Genomic DNA, 14,585 nt, shown 5'->3' with positions numbered 1-14,585 from the left:
TTGCGCGATAAAAGAGAGCCGTCTCCAGAGTTGCAGTAGCCGCGTGTCGAATTCAACAGGCGCGCTATCTCAAATTGTATTCAGTGCACAATCTTCCCTCGATTGCACCGTACGCAAGAAGTAAAATTGTAGCAAACCCCTTGACCGCAGCGAATTCCCTGTCCATGTCGGAGGGCCAGTATCCAAGTTGCGCTGCGTGTTGCGCTGGCTTCCACGCCGGCGCGGAGTCTTTTTTAGAGAATCATCATGAATGTTGTAGTGGTGGAATCGCCTGCCAAGGCCAAGACGATCAACAAGTATCTGGGTTCGGGATACAAAGTGCTCGCTTCCTTCGGCCATGTGCGCGATCTGCCTGCCAAGGATGGCTCGGTCCTCCCCGATCAGGATTTCGAAATGCTCTGGGAGGTCGACGGCGCCTCGGCCAAGCGGATGAAGGACATTGCCGACGCGGTGAAATCCTCCGACGGCCTGTTTCTGGCAACCGACCCGGATCGCGAAGGCGAAGCGATTTCCTGGCACGTCCTCGACATGCTGAACAAGAAGCGGGTGCTGAACGGCAAGTCGGTCAAGCGCGTCGTCTTCAACGCGATCACCAAGAAGGCGGTGCTCGACGCGATGGCCGACCCGCGCGACATCGACGTACCGCTGGTCGACGCCTATCTGGCGCGCCGTGCGCTTGACTATCTCGTCGGCTTCAATCTTTCGCCGGTGCTATGGCGCAAGCTGCCCGGCGCGCGTTCGGCCGGACGCGTCCAGTCGGTGGCGCTTCGTCTGGTCTGCGACCGTGAATCCGAGATCGAGCGCTTCATTTCGGAAGAGTATTGGAATCTCTCCGCACTTCTGAAGACGCCGCGCGGCGACGAGTTCGAGGCAAGACTGGTTTCGGCGAACGGCAAACGGCTGCCGCCGCGCGCCATCGGCAACGGCGAGGATGCCGGCCGCCTCAAGGCATTGCTCGAAGGCGCGAGCTATGTCGTCGACACCGTCGAGGCGAAGCCGGTCAAGCGCAACCCGGGACCGCCGTTTACGACCTCGACACTGCAGCAGGCCGCCTCCTCCAATCTCGGCTTCTCCGCGTCGCGCACCATGCAGATCGCCCAGAAGCTCTATGAAGGCGTCGATATTGGCGGCGAGACGGTCGGCCTCATCACCTATATGCGAACCGACGGCGTGCAGATGGCGCCCGAGGCGATCGACGCGGCCCGGCGCGCCATCCTCGACCAGTTCGGCGAACGCTATCTGCCTGAGAAAGCGCGCTTCTATTCGACCAAGGCGAAAAACGCCCAGGAGGCGCACGAGGCGATCCGTCCGACCGATTTCTACCGCTCGCCCGATCGCCTGCGCAAATTCCTCGACGCCGACCAGATCCGGCTCTACGAGTTGATCTGGAAGCGTGGTATCGCCAGCCAGATGGCGTCGGCCGAGATCGAGCGCACAACGGCTGAAATCACCGCCGACAACAAGGGCGAGAAAGCCGGCCTGCGCGCCGTCGGCTCGGTCATCCGCTTCGACGGCTTCATTGCCGCCTATACCGACCAGAAGGAGGACGGCGAGCAGAGCGACGACGGCGACGAGGATGGTCGTCTGCCGGAGATCAATGCGCGCGAGACGCTCGCCAAGCAGAAGATCAATTCGACGCAGCATTTCACCGAACCGCCGCCGCGTTATTCGGAAGCCTCGCTGATCAAGAAAATGGAAGAGCTCGGCATCGGCCGCCCCTCCACCTACGCGGCGACGCTGGCGACGCTGCGCGACCGCGACTATGTGGCGATCGACAAGCGCAAGCTGATCCCGCAAGCCAAGGGCCGGCTGGTGACCGCCTTCCTCGAGAGCTTCTTCACCAAATATGTCGAATACGACTTCACGGCCGACCTCGAGGAAAAGCTCGACCGGATTTCGGCTGGCGAGTTGAACTGGAAGCAGGTGCTGCGCGACTTCTGGAAGGATTTTTTCGCGCAGATCGAGGACACCAAGGAATTGCGTGTCACCAACGTGCTCGATTCGCTGAACGAGGCGCTGGCGCCGCTGGTCTTCCCGAAGCGCGAAGATGGCAGCGACCCCAGAATCTGCCAGGTCTGCGGCACAGGCAACCTGTCGCTGAAGCTCGGCAAATACGGCGCCTTCGTCGGCTGCTCGAATTATCCGGAATGCAACTACACCCGTCAGCTCTCCTCCGAAAACGGCGGAGAAGCGGAAGGGGTCGCCCTCAACGAGCCGAAGAACCTCGGCACCGATCCGACGACAGGCGAAGAATTGACGCTGCGCTCGGGCCGCTTCGGCCCCTATATCCAGCGCGGCGACGGCAAGGACGCCAAACGCGCGTCGCTGCCGAAGGGCTGGAAGCCGGAGGATATCGATTATGAAAAGGCGATGGCGCTGATCTCGCTGCCGCGCGATATCGGCAAACATCCCGAAACCGGCAAGATGATTTCATCGGGCATCGGCCGCTACGGACCGTTCCTTCTGCATGACGGTTCCTACGCCAATCTGGAAAGCGTCGAGGACGTGTTCTCGGTCGGCCTCAACCGCGCCGTGACCGTCATCGCTGAAAAGGCGAACAAGGCGCCGGGCCGCGGTGCCCGCGGCACGCCGGCGGCGCTGAAGACGCTCGGCGATCATCCCGACGGCGGCGCCATCACCGTTCGCGACGGCAAATACGGCCCCTATGTCAACTGGGGCAAGGTCAACGCGACCCTGCCGAAGGGCAAGGATCCGCAGGCGATCACCGTCGAGGAAGCGCTGGCGCTGATCATTGAAAAGGCCGGCAAGGCACCCGCCGGAAAACCGACAAGGGCGAAAGCCAAGCCGAAGGCGGCTGCGGCCGAAGCCAAGACCACCAAGACGGCCGCCAAGCCGAAGGCAACGAAGGCGAAAGCGCCGGCGAAATCGAAAAAGGGCTGAGGTGAGCAGGATACCGCGCGACAGAACGAACCCTGCGGGCAAGCGCCCGGGCAAGATCGGCCGCACAGGCAAGGATGCTCCCGCTGTCGAGCCGCTGAACATTGTCCATGGCGCGCTGCCCTCGCGCGAGGTGATCCTGCGCTTCATCGCCGATCATCCGCAGAAGGCCTCGAAGCGTGAACTCGCCAAGGCCTTCGGGCTGAAGGGCGACAGCCGCGTCGAGCTCAAGCATCTGCTGCAGGAGCTCGAACAGGAAGGCATGCTGCAGAAGAGCCGCAAGTCGCTCATCCGTCCCGGCGCCCTTCCGCCCGTCACCGTTCTCGATATCACCACGCGCGACAAGGACGGCGACCTCATCGGCCGGCCGGCGGAATGGCCCGAGGAGCAAGGTGTCGCGCCTGCCGTCGCTATCCGCCAGCAATCGCCGGCAGGCCGCCAGGGCAAGGGCAAGGCGCCCGTCGCCGGCCTCGGCGACCGTATCCTGGCGAAGATCTTCCCGGCCGTCGATCGCGGCGGTCCGGCCTATACGGCGCGGATCATCAAGGTGATCGACAGGCGCCGCGGCGCCTCGATGGGGGTCTTCCGCACGGCGCCCGGCGGAGGCGGCCGCCTGCTGCCAATCGAGCGGCGCGGCGAGGAGATGGTGATCGATCCCGATTTCACCGGTGGTGCTGCGGATGGCGACTTGGTCGAGATCGAAATCGCCCGGCTCGGCCGCTTCGGCCTGCCGCGCGCCAAGGTTCTCTCCGTCGTCGGCTCCGTCGGCTCGGAAAAGGCGATCTCGATGATCGCCATCCATGCCCACGGCATCCCGCATATCTTTCCCCCCGCCGTGATGGCCGAGGCGGAAGCAGCAAAACCGGCGACGATGTCGCATCGTGAGGACTGGCGCGACGTGCCGCTGATCACCATCGATCCGGCCGACGCCAAGGACCATGACGACGCCGTCTATGCCGAGCTCGACCCCTCCCCCGACAATCCCGGCGGCGTCATTGTCACCGTCGCGATCGCCGACGTCTCCTGGTATGTCCGGCCCAATTCGCCGCTCGACCGGGAGGCCCTGAAGCGCGGCAACTCGGTCTATTTCCCGGATCGGGTCGTGCCGATGCTGCCGGAGCGCATCTCCAACGATCTCTGCTCGCTGAAGGAAGGCGTCGACCGCCCAGCGCTTGCGGTGCGCATGCGCTTCTCCGGCGAAGGCCGCAAGATCGGCCATACGTTTCATCGCATCATGATGAAGAGCGCCGCCAAGCTTTCCTACCAGCAGGCGCAGGCGGCGATCGACGGCAATCCGGACGACAAGACCGGACCGATGCTCGAGCCGATCCTGAAGCCGCTCTGGCACGCCTACGAGGTGATGAAGCGCGGACGCGACCGGCGTCAGCCGCTGGAACTCGACATGCCGGAACGCAAGATCCTGCTGAAGCCCGACGGCACGGTCGATCGTGTCTTCGTGCCGCCGCGGCTCGACGCGCACAAGCTGATCGAGGAGATGATGATCCAGGCGAACGTCGCCGCCGCCGAGACGCTTGAAAAGAAGCGCCAGGCCCTGGTCTACCGCATCCACGACGGCCCGACGCTTGCCAAGCAGGAAGTCCTGCGCGAGTTCCTGGCGACCCTCGGCATCTCGCTCGCCAAAGGCGGCAACGTGCGCGCCAACAGCTTCAACGGCATTCTGGCGAAGGCGGAGGGCACGGCGCACCAGACCATGGTCAACGAGATGGTGCTGCGCTCGCAGAGCCAGGCGATCTACAGCCCCGAGAATATCGGCCATTTCGGCCTCAACCTGATGAAGTACGCCCACTTCACCTCACCGATTCGCCGCTACGCCGATCTCATCGTGCATCGGGCGCTCGTCGGCTCGCTCGGCTTCGGCGAGGGCGGCATCACGCCGGACGAAGAAGCCGCTCTCGACGATATCGCCGCGGAAATTTCGACCTTCGAGCGCCGGGCGATGGCGGCCGAGCGCGAGACCATCGACCGGCTGATCGCCCATCACTTGAGCACCCGGGTCGGCGAAGAATTTGCGGGCCGTGTCTCGGGGGTGACGAAATCCGGGCTTTTCATCGCTCTGCCGGACTATGGCGCCGATGGTTTCGTCCCTATATCAACGCTCGGCAGCGACTACTTCATCTACGACGAGGCGCATCAGGCGCTCTCGGGTGAACGCACGGGGCTCGGCTATCGGCTCGGCGACAGCGTTACCGTGAAGCTTGCCGAGGCGATTCCGCTTGCCGGCGCGTTGCGTTTCGAAATGCTGAGTGAGGGACGCGAGATGCCGACGGCGGTGCGCTCTTTCCATAAGGCCGGCCGCCGCGACAGAGGCCAGGTCCGCAAGAAACCCGGCACGAGGCCGCCGCGCGGACGGCGTTAATGCATCTCACGGCATCGAGCCTCATTCAGGAGCCCTACGCCTTCGGGCTGAAAAGGAACATGCGATGGGAACCCAGACCGATCCAACGGTCCGCTACGGGGGCACGCCCGAGATCGAACGTCCGCTCCGGCGCTCGATCCTGCGCGGGCTGATGAACCGCTGTCCGGCCTGCGGCGACGGCAAGCTCTTTCGCGCTTTCCTGAAACCGGTCGATCACTGCGCTGCCTGCGGCGAGGCGATGCATCATCATCGCGCGGACGACCTGCCGCCCTATATCGTCATCCTCGTCCTCGGCCATGTCCTGGTCGGTGGCTACATGTTGACTGACATGACTTTCGTTCTACCGGTATGGGTTCATCTCGCCATCTGGGCGCCGATCACCGTCGTCACCGCGCTTGCCTCGATCCAGCCGATCAAAGGCGGCGTCATCGGCCTGCAGTGGGCGCTGCGCATGCACGGTTTCGGTGGGGAGAGCGATGACCACGATGATTACGACCTTCCGCGACGGCCGGATTGAATGCCTTCACCTTCCAGACATATTTAACGTGTAGTGGCTGCCCTCCACCGACCACTACCGAACGCGGGCGTCGTCGATCCTCAACGACTTGACATGGTAAGCTTTTCTTGTCTGAACAGGCTTTACATTCCGCAGGCGGTCACTCACATCGGAAATACTGCGAAACGCTGCTCGTCACTGGGATTTGGCACGCCCGTGTCTTTCTATGCGAAGCGACCGGCCGATTCGCTCGCGAAGCTTTCTAAGGATGGATAAATGTCTCAGCCGAGAAACGGCACACCGGGCGATCTCGAAGAAATCCATTGGCCTTCTCTGGTGGCAGCCATCTCGTCGATATCAGCCGTCGGTATCGCAATCGGTCTCGGGCTTCCGCTGCTCAGCATCATCCTCGAAAAACGCGGCATCTCATCGACCCTGATCGGGCTCAATACGGCGATGGCAGGCATTGCGGCGATGGCCGCGGCGCCCGTTACCACCAAGCTCGCGCATATATACGGTGTTGCGCCGACAATGCTTTGGGCTGTGGTGATTTCAGCGCTGAGCGCGCTCGGTTTCTACTATGCCCAGGATTTCTGGATGTGGTTTCCGCTGCGTTTCGCCTTCCACGGCGCAACGACGACGCTGTTCATCCTCTCCGAATTCTGGATCAACGCCGCCTCGCCGCCGTCCAAGCGCGGATTCGTTCTCGGTATTTATGCGACCGTGCTTTCCCTGGGCTTTGCCGCCGGGCCGCTGCTCTTTTCGTTGCTCGGCAGCGACGGCATCCTCCCGTTCCTGGTCGGCGCCGGCGCCATCCTGCTTGCCGCCATTCCGATCTTCATCGCCCGGTACGAAAGCCCGGTGCTCGAGGAAAAGCCGGAGCTGCATTTCATGCGCTACGTGTTCCTGGTTCCGACGGCGACGGCGGCCGTTTTCATCTTCGGCGCCGTCGAAGCCGGCGGGCTGTCGCTCTTCCCAATCTTTGCCGTGCGCGCCCATTTTACCGAATCGCAGGCAGCACTTCTGCTGACCATGATGGGCGTCGGCAACGTCATCTTTCAGATACCGCTCGGCCTGCTTTCGGACCGCATCCCCGACAAGCGGCCGCTTCTGGCCGGCATGGCGCTGATGGGCTTCATCGGCTCGATGATGCTGCCGTTGCTGGTCGACAACTGGCTGCTGATGGCCGGGCTCCTGCTTTTCTGGGGCGGCTGCGTCTCCGGCCTCTATACGGTCGGCCTCAGCCATCTCGGCTCGCGTCTGACCGGTTCCGACCTTGCTGCGGCCAATGCCGCCTTCGTCTTCTGTTATGCGATGGGAACCGTAGCCGGGCCGCAGGCGATCGGCGCAGCGATCGATGTGGCCGGAAATAACGGTTTCGCCTGGGCGATTGCCGCCTTCTTCGGCTTTTACGCCATGCTTTCCGGCATCAGATTGATGTTCATTCGAAAACGGACTTGACTTTTCGGGCGGGATTCGTAGTTTCGCGCCAGAATTTGCCGTGGAGCCCCATCCGGCTTCCACGGCTTTCATTTTCTTAAAGGCAGGACGACCATGGCCAAGGCTACAACAATCAAGATCAAGCTGCTGTCGACAGCCGACACCGGTTTCTTCTACGTCACGACGAAGAACAGCCGTACGATGACGGACAAGATGACGAAGACGAAGTATGACCCGATTGCTAAGAAGCATGTCGAGTTCAAGGAAACCAAGATCAAGTAAATCACTTGGCCTGACGGATTTCAAAAAAGCGCGCGCCTTCGGGTTGCGCGTTTTTTATTGTCCGGAACGACCGCGTTTGAGAGATGATAGCGCAAACAAGAAACGCCGCCCTTCCATCTTCGGGAAGTGACGGCGTTTTCCTGAAAGGGGGTCGGCCAGCATGCAAAACGGCACGAGGAACCGTTATGACTTGCCTACTAGCCGACCGACCCCACGACCCAGGAGATGCGGCGGACCTGAGCATCATGGGGTATCGGACCGCTCCTCCATGGGAGCGCTTCTGTTATGAAGCCGATAATTTGCGCAGAAATGAAAGAAAATCAACAAATTCTTAATGATGAATTTTCTCAGCTTGATTCTATGGTTAAAAGTCCAGTTTTGGCACACACAAAGATTTGACGCCTCTGCTTGCCTCGGAAGCCTAGTGCCGAACGCCGAGAAGAAATTCGACAATATAACTTAATAACTTAAACCGCCCCTCCCCTTACGTGAGGTGACGCCGCCGCACTCTATTTGACCCTCTTGTCAGCAGACATTCTTTTATAGTCCCCATTTCATTCCGAGCGCCGCCCGTCATTCCAGAAACTGTCGCACTCCGCCGTTATCCACAGCAACGCCTGGAGTCCATTTTTGGGCTAGCAAGTTGCGAAATTTTCGGCCTGCGTCGCGTGGGCGAAGCTTAAAAATCGGGTAATAATTCGCTTACGGCAGTGGAAAACCCGCAAATGGCCGTAAAGCGTGCGGGTGATTCGTCAGGCAGCGGCGGCAACCACACGATTGCGGCCAGTATTCTTGGCCTCGTAAAGAGCAAGATCGGCCTGCTTCATCAGCTGGTCCGGGGTCAGCACCGAGCCAATCCGAGAGGCGAGGCCGAAGGAAGCGGTGACGTTCAGCGCTTCTCCGGAGTGCTTCAGCATGAAAGGGGCGCTCTCGACCGCAGCGCGCAAGCGCTCGGCGACAGCGGCGGCCACTTCCGGCGATGTGTCCGGCATGGCAACGACGAACTCTTCCCCGCCGTAGCGGCAGGCGAGATCGGCGCCGCGGATGGTCGAACGGACGCGGTTTGCGAATTCGCGCAGGACTTCGTCGCCGCCGTCATGGCCGTAAGTGTCATTCACCTGCTTGAAACGGTCGATATCTGTGATCAGCACCGAAAGCGGACGGCCCCGCGCCATCGAGCGATTGAAGAGCACGCTCAGGTGATTGTCGAGATAGCGCCTGTTGTAAAGTCCGGTCAGGGGGTCGGTCACAGCAAGCTCGATCGTCTGCTTGACGCTGGCGCGCAGACGGTCGTTATAGCGCTTGCGACGGATCTGCGTCAGGCTGCGGGCGACCAGCTCGTTCGGATCGACGGGACGGATGATGTAATCGTTGACGCCGAGATCGAGGGCGCGCACGACCATCTCGTCAGCCCCCTGCTCGGTGATGATCAGGATCGGCAGGAAGCGTGTGCGCTCCAGCGATCGCAATTGCGAGCAGAGACGAAGCGGATCGTAATCGTCGAAATTGGCGTTGACGATGACGAGGTCGAAGACGTTCTCGGCTGCTTCGAAAAGAGCTGCCTGCGGATCGGAGAGGGCGAGCACATCGGCCACGGGCTTCAGCGCCCTAACGATTCGTTCCTGCGAATTGGCGCGGCCATCGACCAGCAGCACATGGCCGGCCTCGTCGGAGCGGCCCTCGCCTGCCCGCATCAGGTCACCCATGCCCATCGTATGGGCGGTGTCGGCGCGGATGCGCAGCTCATCGCTCAACGTCTTCAGCCGCAGCAGGCTCTTTACCCGCGAGATCAGCTGCAGATCATTGACCGGTTTGGTGAGGAAATCGTCGGCGCCGGCCTTCAGACCACGCACGCGATCGGCCGGCTGGTCGAGTGCTGTGACCATGACGACGGGGATATGGGCGGTCTTCTGGCTGGCCTTCAGCCGCTCGCAGACCTCGAAACCATCGATGCCGGGCATCATGATGTCGAGCAGGATCAGATCGACCTGATTGCGCTCGCAGATTGCCAGCGCCTCGTGGCCGTCGGCGGCGGTCATCACGTCGAAATACTCCGCGAGCAGCCGCGCTTCGAGCAGCTTCACGTTGGCCGGAATATCGTCAACCACCAGTATTCGCGCAGTCATAAGCGTCTTTCCGATGCGTCAGGCATCGCCCAGATAGGTCTTGATCGTCTCGATGAATTTCGGAACCGAGATCGGCTTGGAAACATAGGCCTCGCAGCCGCCCTGGCGGATCCGCTCCTCGTCGCCCTTCATCGCGAAAGCCGTGACGGCGATAACGGGAATCACGTGCAGCTCGTCGTCTTCCTTCAGCCATTTGGTGACTTCCAGGCCAGAGACCTCGGGAAGCTGGATATCCATGAGGATGAGGTCGGGGCGATGTTTGCGCGCCAGATCGAGCGCCTCCATGCCGTTTCGCGTCTGGATCGTGGTATAGCCGGACGCCTCGATGAGGTCGCGAAAGAGCTTCATGTTAAGCTCGTTATCTTCTACAATCATCACCTGTTTGGGCATGACAAGCTGTCCCTACGTCCGTTCGCGCAGCGGTTCGTCCCATGAGAAAGACACATGCGGATGAAGAGCTCCGTGAAACCGATAGCGCACGCTAGCGGTATTTGGTTGAAGAAAAGGTAACTTACCCCTCGAAATGCAAAGCAACTTCAAGACTTCGAAACAACTGGCGGCCGACCCGCACGAGACGGCGATCGCCGTACTCGGCTGGCTTGCCGACGATCCCGACATGTTCGGCCGCTTCCTCGCGCTCACCGGCGTGGCGCCGGAACAGGTGCGCGGCGCCGTCAACGATCCGGGCTTCCTCTCCGGCATGATGGATTTCCTGATGAACCACGAACCGACGGCGATGGCCTTCTGCGCGGCGAGCGGCCTCAGCCCGGAGACGGTGACCGCCGCCTGGCGGCACTTCTCCTCGCCGGGTCTCGATTCCGGGGAATACTGAGCGTGGCCGACCTCGATATTTCGCAGATCCGCCTCGGCGAGCGGCCGCTGATCGTCTGTGACGTCGACGATGTGGTGCTGCAGTTCATCGATCCGTTCCAGCTTTTCCTTCAAAGCCTGGGTCATGAGTTCCTGCCGCGATCGTTCCGGCTGCACGGCAACATCATCTCGACAGCGGACGGTGCGGAGATCGAGGGCAACCAGGTCAGCCGGCTGATCGAAGAGTTTTTCGAAGCGCAGGAACTGTGGCAGACGCCGGTCGACCACGTCGTCGACACGCTCGGCCGGCTGTCGCAGGCGGCCGATATCCTTTTCCTGACGGCGATGCCGCCACGGTTCCAGGATCAGCGCCGCCGCCTGCTGGACCGCGCCGGTCTGGTCTTTCCGCTGCTTGCCACCGAGCAGCCCAAGGGGCCGATCGTTCACGCGTTGCATGCCAGCCGCTCCTTTCCCGTCGCCTTTATCGACGATATGGCGCACAATCTGCATTCCGTCAGGGAACACGTGGCCGATTGCCTGCTCATTCATCTGATGCCGGATTCACCGGTCCATCGTTTCGCGCCGCCAGCCGCCGACGACATCACCCGCGCCATCGACTGGGCGCATGCCGCTGAACTGATCGAGGCGCATTTCCTTTCCGGCGCGTTCAGTCGCGCAATTCCAGCCGCATGAGCGGCCGCCCGTCCTTGCGCCTTGCCACAGTCTCGAACCCGGCGGCATCAAAGATCGCTGTCGAACCGATGCAGAGCGTCACGGATTTCGACTGCTTCACGTGGTCGATCGGACAGGCTTCCAGCAGCCGTGCGCCCTGGCGCCTGGCGAGATCGACCGCGCCGGCGAGCAGCCGATGGCTCATTCCCTTGCCGCGCAGCCTGGGCAGCAGGAAGAAGCAGCTGACGGCCCAGATCGACGGATCATGCGCATCGCCCTCTTCCAGCGGCCGCGAAACCGTGCGCGGCGAGTTGAACTGCGGCACGTCGTGGCGTGGCCCGACCTGCACCCAGGCGACGGGCTCGCCACCGTCATAACAGAGGATGCCCGGCGGCGGCCCTGCCTCGATCCGCTCCCGCATATGCGCCTTGCGCTCGTCGCCCGCCATTTTCGTCCTCACCGCATGGGGCAGACGCAGCGCCACGCACCAGCAATTGTAGAAAGCGCCCTGCGGCCCGAACAGGGTTTCGAAATCCCGCCAGCGTTCCGCCGTCACCGGCTCGAAACGAAGATCGTTATCCAAAGGCAAAGCTCCCCCTGCTCTTGAGACTCGTCAGCTTAAGGCGTAGTGTCGCAACGTTCAACCTTTGTTCTCACCATGACGCCCACGCCTGACAAGACACCCGGCTTCTGTCGCGACTGCCTTGCCGAGCAGAAGGGTGAGGCGCGCCGTTGCACATCCTGCGGCAGTCCTCGTCTGGTGCGCCATCGCGAGCTCCATGCGCTGACGCTGGCGCATATCGATTGCGACGCCTTCTACGCGGCTGTCGAGAAGCGCGACAATCCTGAGCTTGCCGACAAGCCCGTCATCATCGGCGGCGGCAAACGCGGCGTCGTCTCCACCGCCTGCTATATCGCCCGCATCCACGGTGTGCGCTCGGCGATGCCGATGTTCAAGGCGCTGGAGGCATGCCCTCAGGCCGTCGTCATTCGTCCTGACATGGAGAAATATGTTCGGGTCGGGCGCCAGGTGCGGGCGTTGATGCAGGATCTGACACCGCTGGTGCAGCCGCTGTCGATCGACGAGGCCTTTCTGGAGCTTGGCGGCACCGAGCGGCTGCATCACGACCCCCCGGCACGCACGCTCGCCAAATTCGCCCGGCGCGTCGAAGGGGAGATTGGCATTACCGTCTCGGTCGGGCTTTCCTATTGCAAATTCCTCGCCAAGGTCGCTTCCGACCTGCAGAAGCCACGCGGCTTTTCCGTCATCGGCCGCGAAGAAGCGGTCGAATTCCTGGCGCCGCGGCCCGTCACCACGATCTGGGGTGTCGGCAAGGCCCTTGCCGCGACGCTGGAAGCGGATGGCATCCGCACCATCAGCCAGTTGCAGCAGATGGAGGAGAACGACCTGATGCGCCGCTACGGCAGCATCGGCCAGCGGCTCGCCCGCCTGTCGCGCGGTATCGACGACCGCGAGGTGCATCTCAACGATGCCGCCAAGAGCGTCTCGGCCGAGACGACCTTCTTCGACGACATCTCGCGCTACGACGACCTAGTGCCGATCCTGCGCAATCTTTCCGAAAAGGTCTCCTGGCGCCTGAAGAAAGGCGACATCGCCGGCCACACCGTCGTGCTGAAGATGAAGAGCGCCGACTTCAAGACGCGCACCCGCAACCGTAAGCTCGAGGACCCGACCCAACTGGCCGACAGGATCTTCCGCATCGGGCTCGAGCTCCTCGAAAAGGAGACGGACGGCACGAAATTCCGCCTGATCGGCATCGGTGTCACCGACCTCGGCGATGCCGCCCGCGCCGATCCGCCCGATCTCATCGACCGGCAGTCGGGCCGGCGGGCGGCGGCCGAAGCGGCGATGGACAAGCTGCGCGACAAGTTCGGCAAGAACACGGTCGAGACCGGCTACACCTTCGGCAGCAACAAGCGCGATCAATAAAGCGTGTCGCGATCCTTCAGATTCGCTTGTCACGCTTTAGGTCTTTATTTTCTCGCATGTCTTTATCGCAAAACCCCGCACACTTTTGCGAGACATGCCCTCACACGTGAGTCGGGCAACTGGCTCAGCCTATAAAATCTTCCTTAAACTTCGTCCCATAATGTGCCGGACCAGTATTGCGTATGGTTGGGTATCATGGTCTCGCGTTTCGTCTTCGGCCTCGGCTTGCTGTCGGCCACCGCACTCGTGCACCCTGCTTTTGCCGCGGATGTGCGCACGCTGCAGATCTTCGTTTCGAAGAACAATCAGTCGCTTGCGGTCTATGACGGCACCGAGGTCGTCGCGACCTCGAAGGTCTCGACGGGCAAGGACGGCCACACGACGCCGAGCGGCATCTTCTCGGTGCTCGAAAAGCGGAAATACCACGAATCCAATCTCTATTCGGCCGCTCCGATGCCCTTCATGCAAAGGCTGACCTGGTCTGGCATCGCGCTGCATGAATCGAATTCCGTGCCGCGCTATCCGGCTTCGCACGGCTGCGTGCGCATGCCCGGGGCCTTTGCAAAGATACTCTATGGGATGACCGAGCCCGGCATTCCCGTCATCATCAGTGACGGCGAGCTGGCGCCGCAGCCGATCGACCATCCGACGCTTTTCCATCCCGATGCGCCGGCGGCGATGCCGCTGCTTTCGGATGTCGAATTGCGGCCATCCATGCCTGACAGCCCGCAAAAGCCGGTGCAGGTGGCGATGAACGATACCGCCGCTATGCCGATGCCGATGGCAACGCTCGAAATCGAGCCGCCAACCGAGCCGATCAGCATCCTCATCACGCGCCGGACGCTGCGCGAGACGGTGATCGACATTCAGACCCTTCTGAACCAGCTCGGCTTTTCCGCCGGCGATCCGGACGGCTTGCTCGGCCCGGCGACCGTGCAGGCGGTTACGGCCTTCAAGACGCTGCGTTCGGGGGAATTTGCCGGAGACAGGAGCCTGATCTCCGACAGGCTGCTAAAAGCCGTCTATGCCGCGGCCGGCAAGGGCGAGCCAGCGAACGGCGTCATCATGGTGCGGAGGGCGTTTAAGCCGGTCTTCGAGGCGCCGGTGACGATCGCCGATCCGGGGATGGCGCTCGGCACGCATTTCTTCACCCTGCACGCGATCGACGAAAAGGCCGGCACGGCGGACTGGCTCGGCATCACGCTCGAAAACAATCTCTCCCGCGAGACGATGAAGCGGCTCGGGATCAGCAATCAGGAAAGCTCGATCGTCACCGGCAAGCCGATTGCCCGTTCGCTGAGCCGGATTTCCATCCCCGAGGAGACGCGCCGCAAGATCGACGCGCTGATCGCGCCCGGCTCGACGCTGACGATCTCCGATACCGGCCTCGGCCGGGAGACCGGCGAAGGCACGAATTTCATCACCATTACCCGCGGCTGACGGCCATCACCCCGGGCGCGAGGCGCGTCACCTTGGGTAAGGTGCATTACCCTAGGCGATCCACTTCGCCGCTGGCGATCCACCTCGCCGCTG

12 protein-coding genes are annotated in these 14,585 nt (G+C 62.1%); 9 read left to right on the top strand and 3 right to left on the bottom strand.

The features are described 5' to 3' along the window. Positions 1-246 precede the first annotated feature (246 nt). From topA to rpmG, 5 genes are all read left to right on the top strand, one after another. Positions 247-2,901: a type I DNA topoisomerase gene (topA, locus tag A7X77_RS07050; protein WP_064682242.1), complete on the top strand. Its 2,655-nt coding sequence runs from the start codon at positions 247-249 to the stop codon at positions 2,899-2,901. Position 2,902: 1 nt separating this feature from the next. Further along, a complete protein-coding gene (gene rnr, locus A7X77_RS07045) occupies positions 2,903-5,275 on the top strand; it encodes a ribonuclease R (RefSeq protein ID WP_064682241.1) in 2,373 nt (790 codons plus the stop codon). Between the two features lie 64 nt (positions 5,276-5,339). After that, positions 5,340-5,792 carry a DUF983 domain-containing protein gene (locus tag A7X77_RS07040; RefSeq protein ID WP_064682240.1) on the top strand — a complete coding sequence of 151 codons (453 nt, stop codon included), beginning with the start codon at positions 5,340-5,342 and terminating at the stop codon, positions 5,790-5,792. Positions 5,793-6,047: 255 nt separating this feature from the next. Next, positions 6,048-7,232 carry an MFS transporter gene (locus tag A7X77_RS07035; RefSeq protein WP_064682239.1) on the top strand — a complete coding sequence of 395 codons (1,185 nt, stop codon included), beginning with the start codon at positions 6,048-6,050 and terminating at the stop codon, positions 7,230-7,232. A gap of 93 nt (positions 7,233-7,325) precedes the next feature. Beyond that, a complete protein-coding gene (gene rpmG / locus A7X77_RS07030; RefSeq protein WP_003587245.1) occupies positions 7,326-7,493 on the top strand; it encodes a 50S ribosomal protein L33 in 168 nt (55 codons plus the stop codon). Positions 7,494-8,245: 752 nt separating this feature from the next. Here rpmG and A7X77_RS07025 read toward each other — a convergent pair. Beyond that, the gene (locus A7X77_RS07025; protein ID WP_064682238.1) at positions 8,246-9,619 is read right to left on the bottom strand and encodes a PleD family two-component system response regulator; all 1,374 of its coding nucleotides are present in this window, start codon (positions 9,617-9,619) and stop codon (positions 8,246-8,248) included. 18 nt (positions 9,620-9,637) lie between these two features. Continuing rightward, the gene (locus tag A7X77_RS07020; RefSeq protein WP_003547430.1) at positions 9,638-10,009 is read right to left on the bottom strand and encodes a response regulator; all 372 of its coding nucleotides are present in this window, start codon (positions 10,007-10,009) and stop codon (positions 9,638-9,640) included. A gap of 133 nt (positions 10,010-10,142) precedes the next feature. On the opposite strand from A7X77_RS07020, the gene A7X77_RS07015 reads away from it, so the two are divergent. Both A7X77_RS07015 and A7X77_RS07010 read left to right on the top strand, forming a co-directional pair. Continuing rightward, positions 10,143-10,451 (top strand): DUF3572 domain-containing protein, encoded by a 309-nt coding sequence (locus A7X77_RS07015; RefSeq protein WP_064682237.1) that lies wholly within the window; start codon positions 10,143-10,145, stop codon positions 10,449-10,451. A gap of 2 nt (positions 10,452-10,453) precedes the next feature. Then, positions 10,454-11,122, top strand: coding sequence for a hypothetical protein (locus tag A7X77_RS07010; RefSeq protein ID WP_064682236.1), 669 nt, complete (start codon positions 10,454-10,456; stop codon positions 11,120-11,122). Here the strand turns inward: A7X77_RS07010 and A7X77_RS07005 are convergent. Further along, the gene (locus tag A7X77_RS07005; RefSeq protein ID WP_064682235.1) at positions 11,097-11,684 is read right to left on the bottom strand and encodes a GNAT family N-acetyltransferase; all 588 of its coding nucleotides are present in this window, start codon (positions 11,682-11,684) and stop codon (positions 11,097-11,099) included. The two genes, A7X77_RS07010 and A7X77_RS07005, sit on opposite strands and share 26 nt — an antisense overlap. Positions 11,685-11,759: 75 nt before the next feature. Between A7X77_RS07005 and A7X77_RS07000 the strand changes: the two genes are divergently transcribed. Both A7X77_RS07000 and A7X77_RS06995 read left to right on the top strand, forming a co-directional pair. Next, complete coding sequence (locus A7X77_RS07000) at positions 11,760-13,052, top strand: DNA polymerase IV (protein WP_064682234.1); 1,293 nt, start codon at positions 11,760-11,762, stop codon at positions 13,050-13,052. 195 nt (positions 13,053-13,247) lie between these two features. Then, entirely contained in the window at positions 13,248-14,492 is a 1,245-nt protein-coding gene (locus A7X77_RS06995) for a L,D-transpeptidase family protein (protein WP_064682233.1), read from the top strand. Positions 14,493-14,585 lie beyond the last annotated feature (93 nt).

The sequence above is a fragment of the Rhizobium bangladeshense genome (genome assembly GCF_001662075.1).
Taxonomy (GTDB): Bacteria; Pseudomonadota; Alphaproteobacteria; order Rhizobiales; family Rhizobiaceae; genus Rhizobium; species Rhizobium bangladeshense_B.
The sequence above is the reverse complement of the archived record's forward strand: the minus strand, read 5'-3'. Positions and strand labels throughout refer to the sequence as shown.

Bases quoted from the DNA above. Each gene is read 5' to 3' on its own strand.
- topA (WP_064682242.1), top strand. From the start codon at position 247: ATGAATGTTGTAGTGGTGGAATCGCCTGCCAAGGCCAAGACGATCAAC.
- A7X77_RS07040 (WP_064682240.1), top strand. From the start codon at position 5,340: ATGGGAACCCAGACCGATCCAACGGTCCGCTACGGGGGCACGCCCGAG.
- A7X77_RS07035 (WP_064682239.1), top strand. From the start codon at position 6,048: ATGTCTCAGCCGAGAAACGGCACACCGGGCGATCTCGAAGAAATCCAT.
- rpmG (WP_003587245.1), top strand. From the start codon at position 7,326: ATGGCCAAGGCTACAACAATCAAGATCAAGCTGCTGTCGACAGCCGAC.
- A7X77_RS07025 (WP_064682238.1), bottom strand. From the start codon at position 9,619: ATGACTGCGCGAATACTGGTGGTTGACGATATTCCGGCCAACGTGAAG.
- A7X77_RS07020 (WP_003547430.1), bottom strand. From the start codon at position 10,009: ATGCCCAAACAGGTGATGATTGTAGAAGATAACGAGCTTAACATGAAG.
- A7X77_RS07015 (WP_064682237.1), top strand. From the start codon at position 10,143: ATGCAAAGCAACTTCAAGACTTCGAAACAACTGGCGGCCGACCCGCAC.
- A7X77_RS07000 (WP_064682234.1), top strand. From the start codon at position 11,760: ATGACGCCCACGCCTGACAAGACACCCGGCTTCTGTCGCGACTGCCTT.
- A7X77_RS06995 (WP_064682233.1), top strand. From the start codon at position 13,248: ATGGTCTCGCGTTTCGTCTTCGGCCTCGGCTTGCTGTCGGCCACCGCA.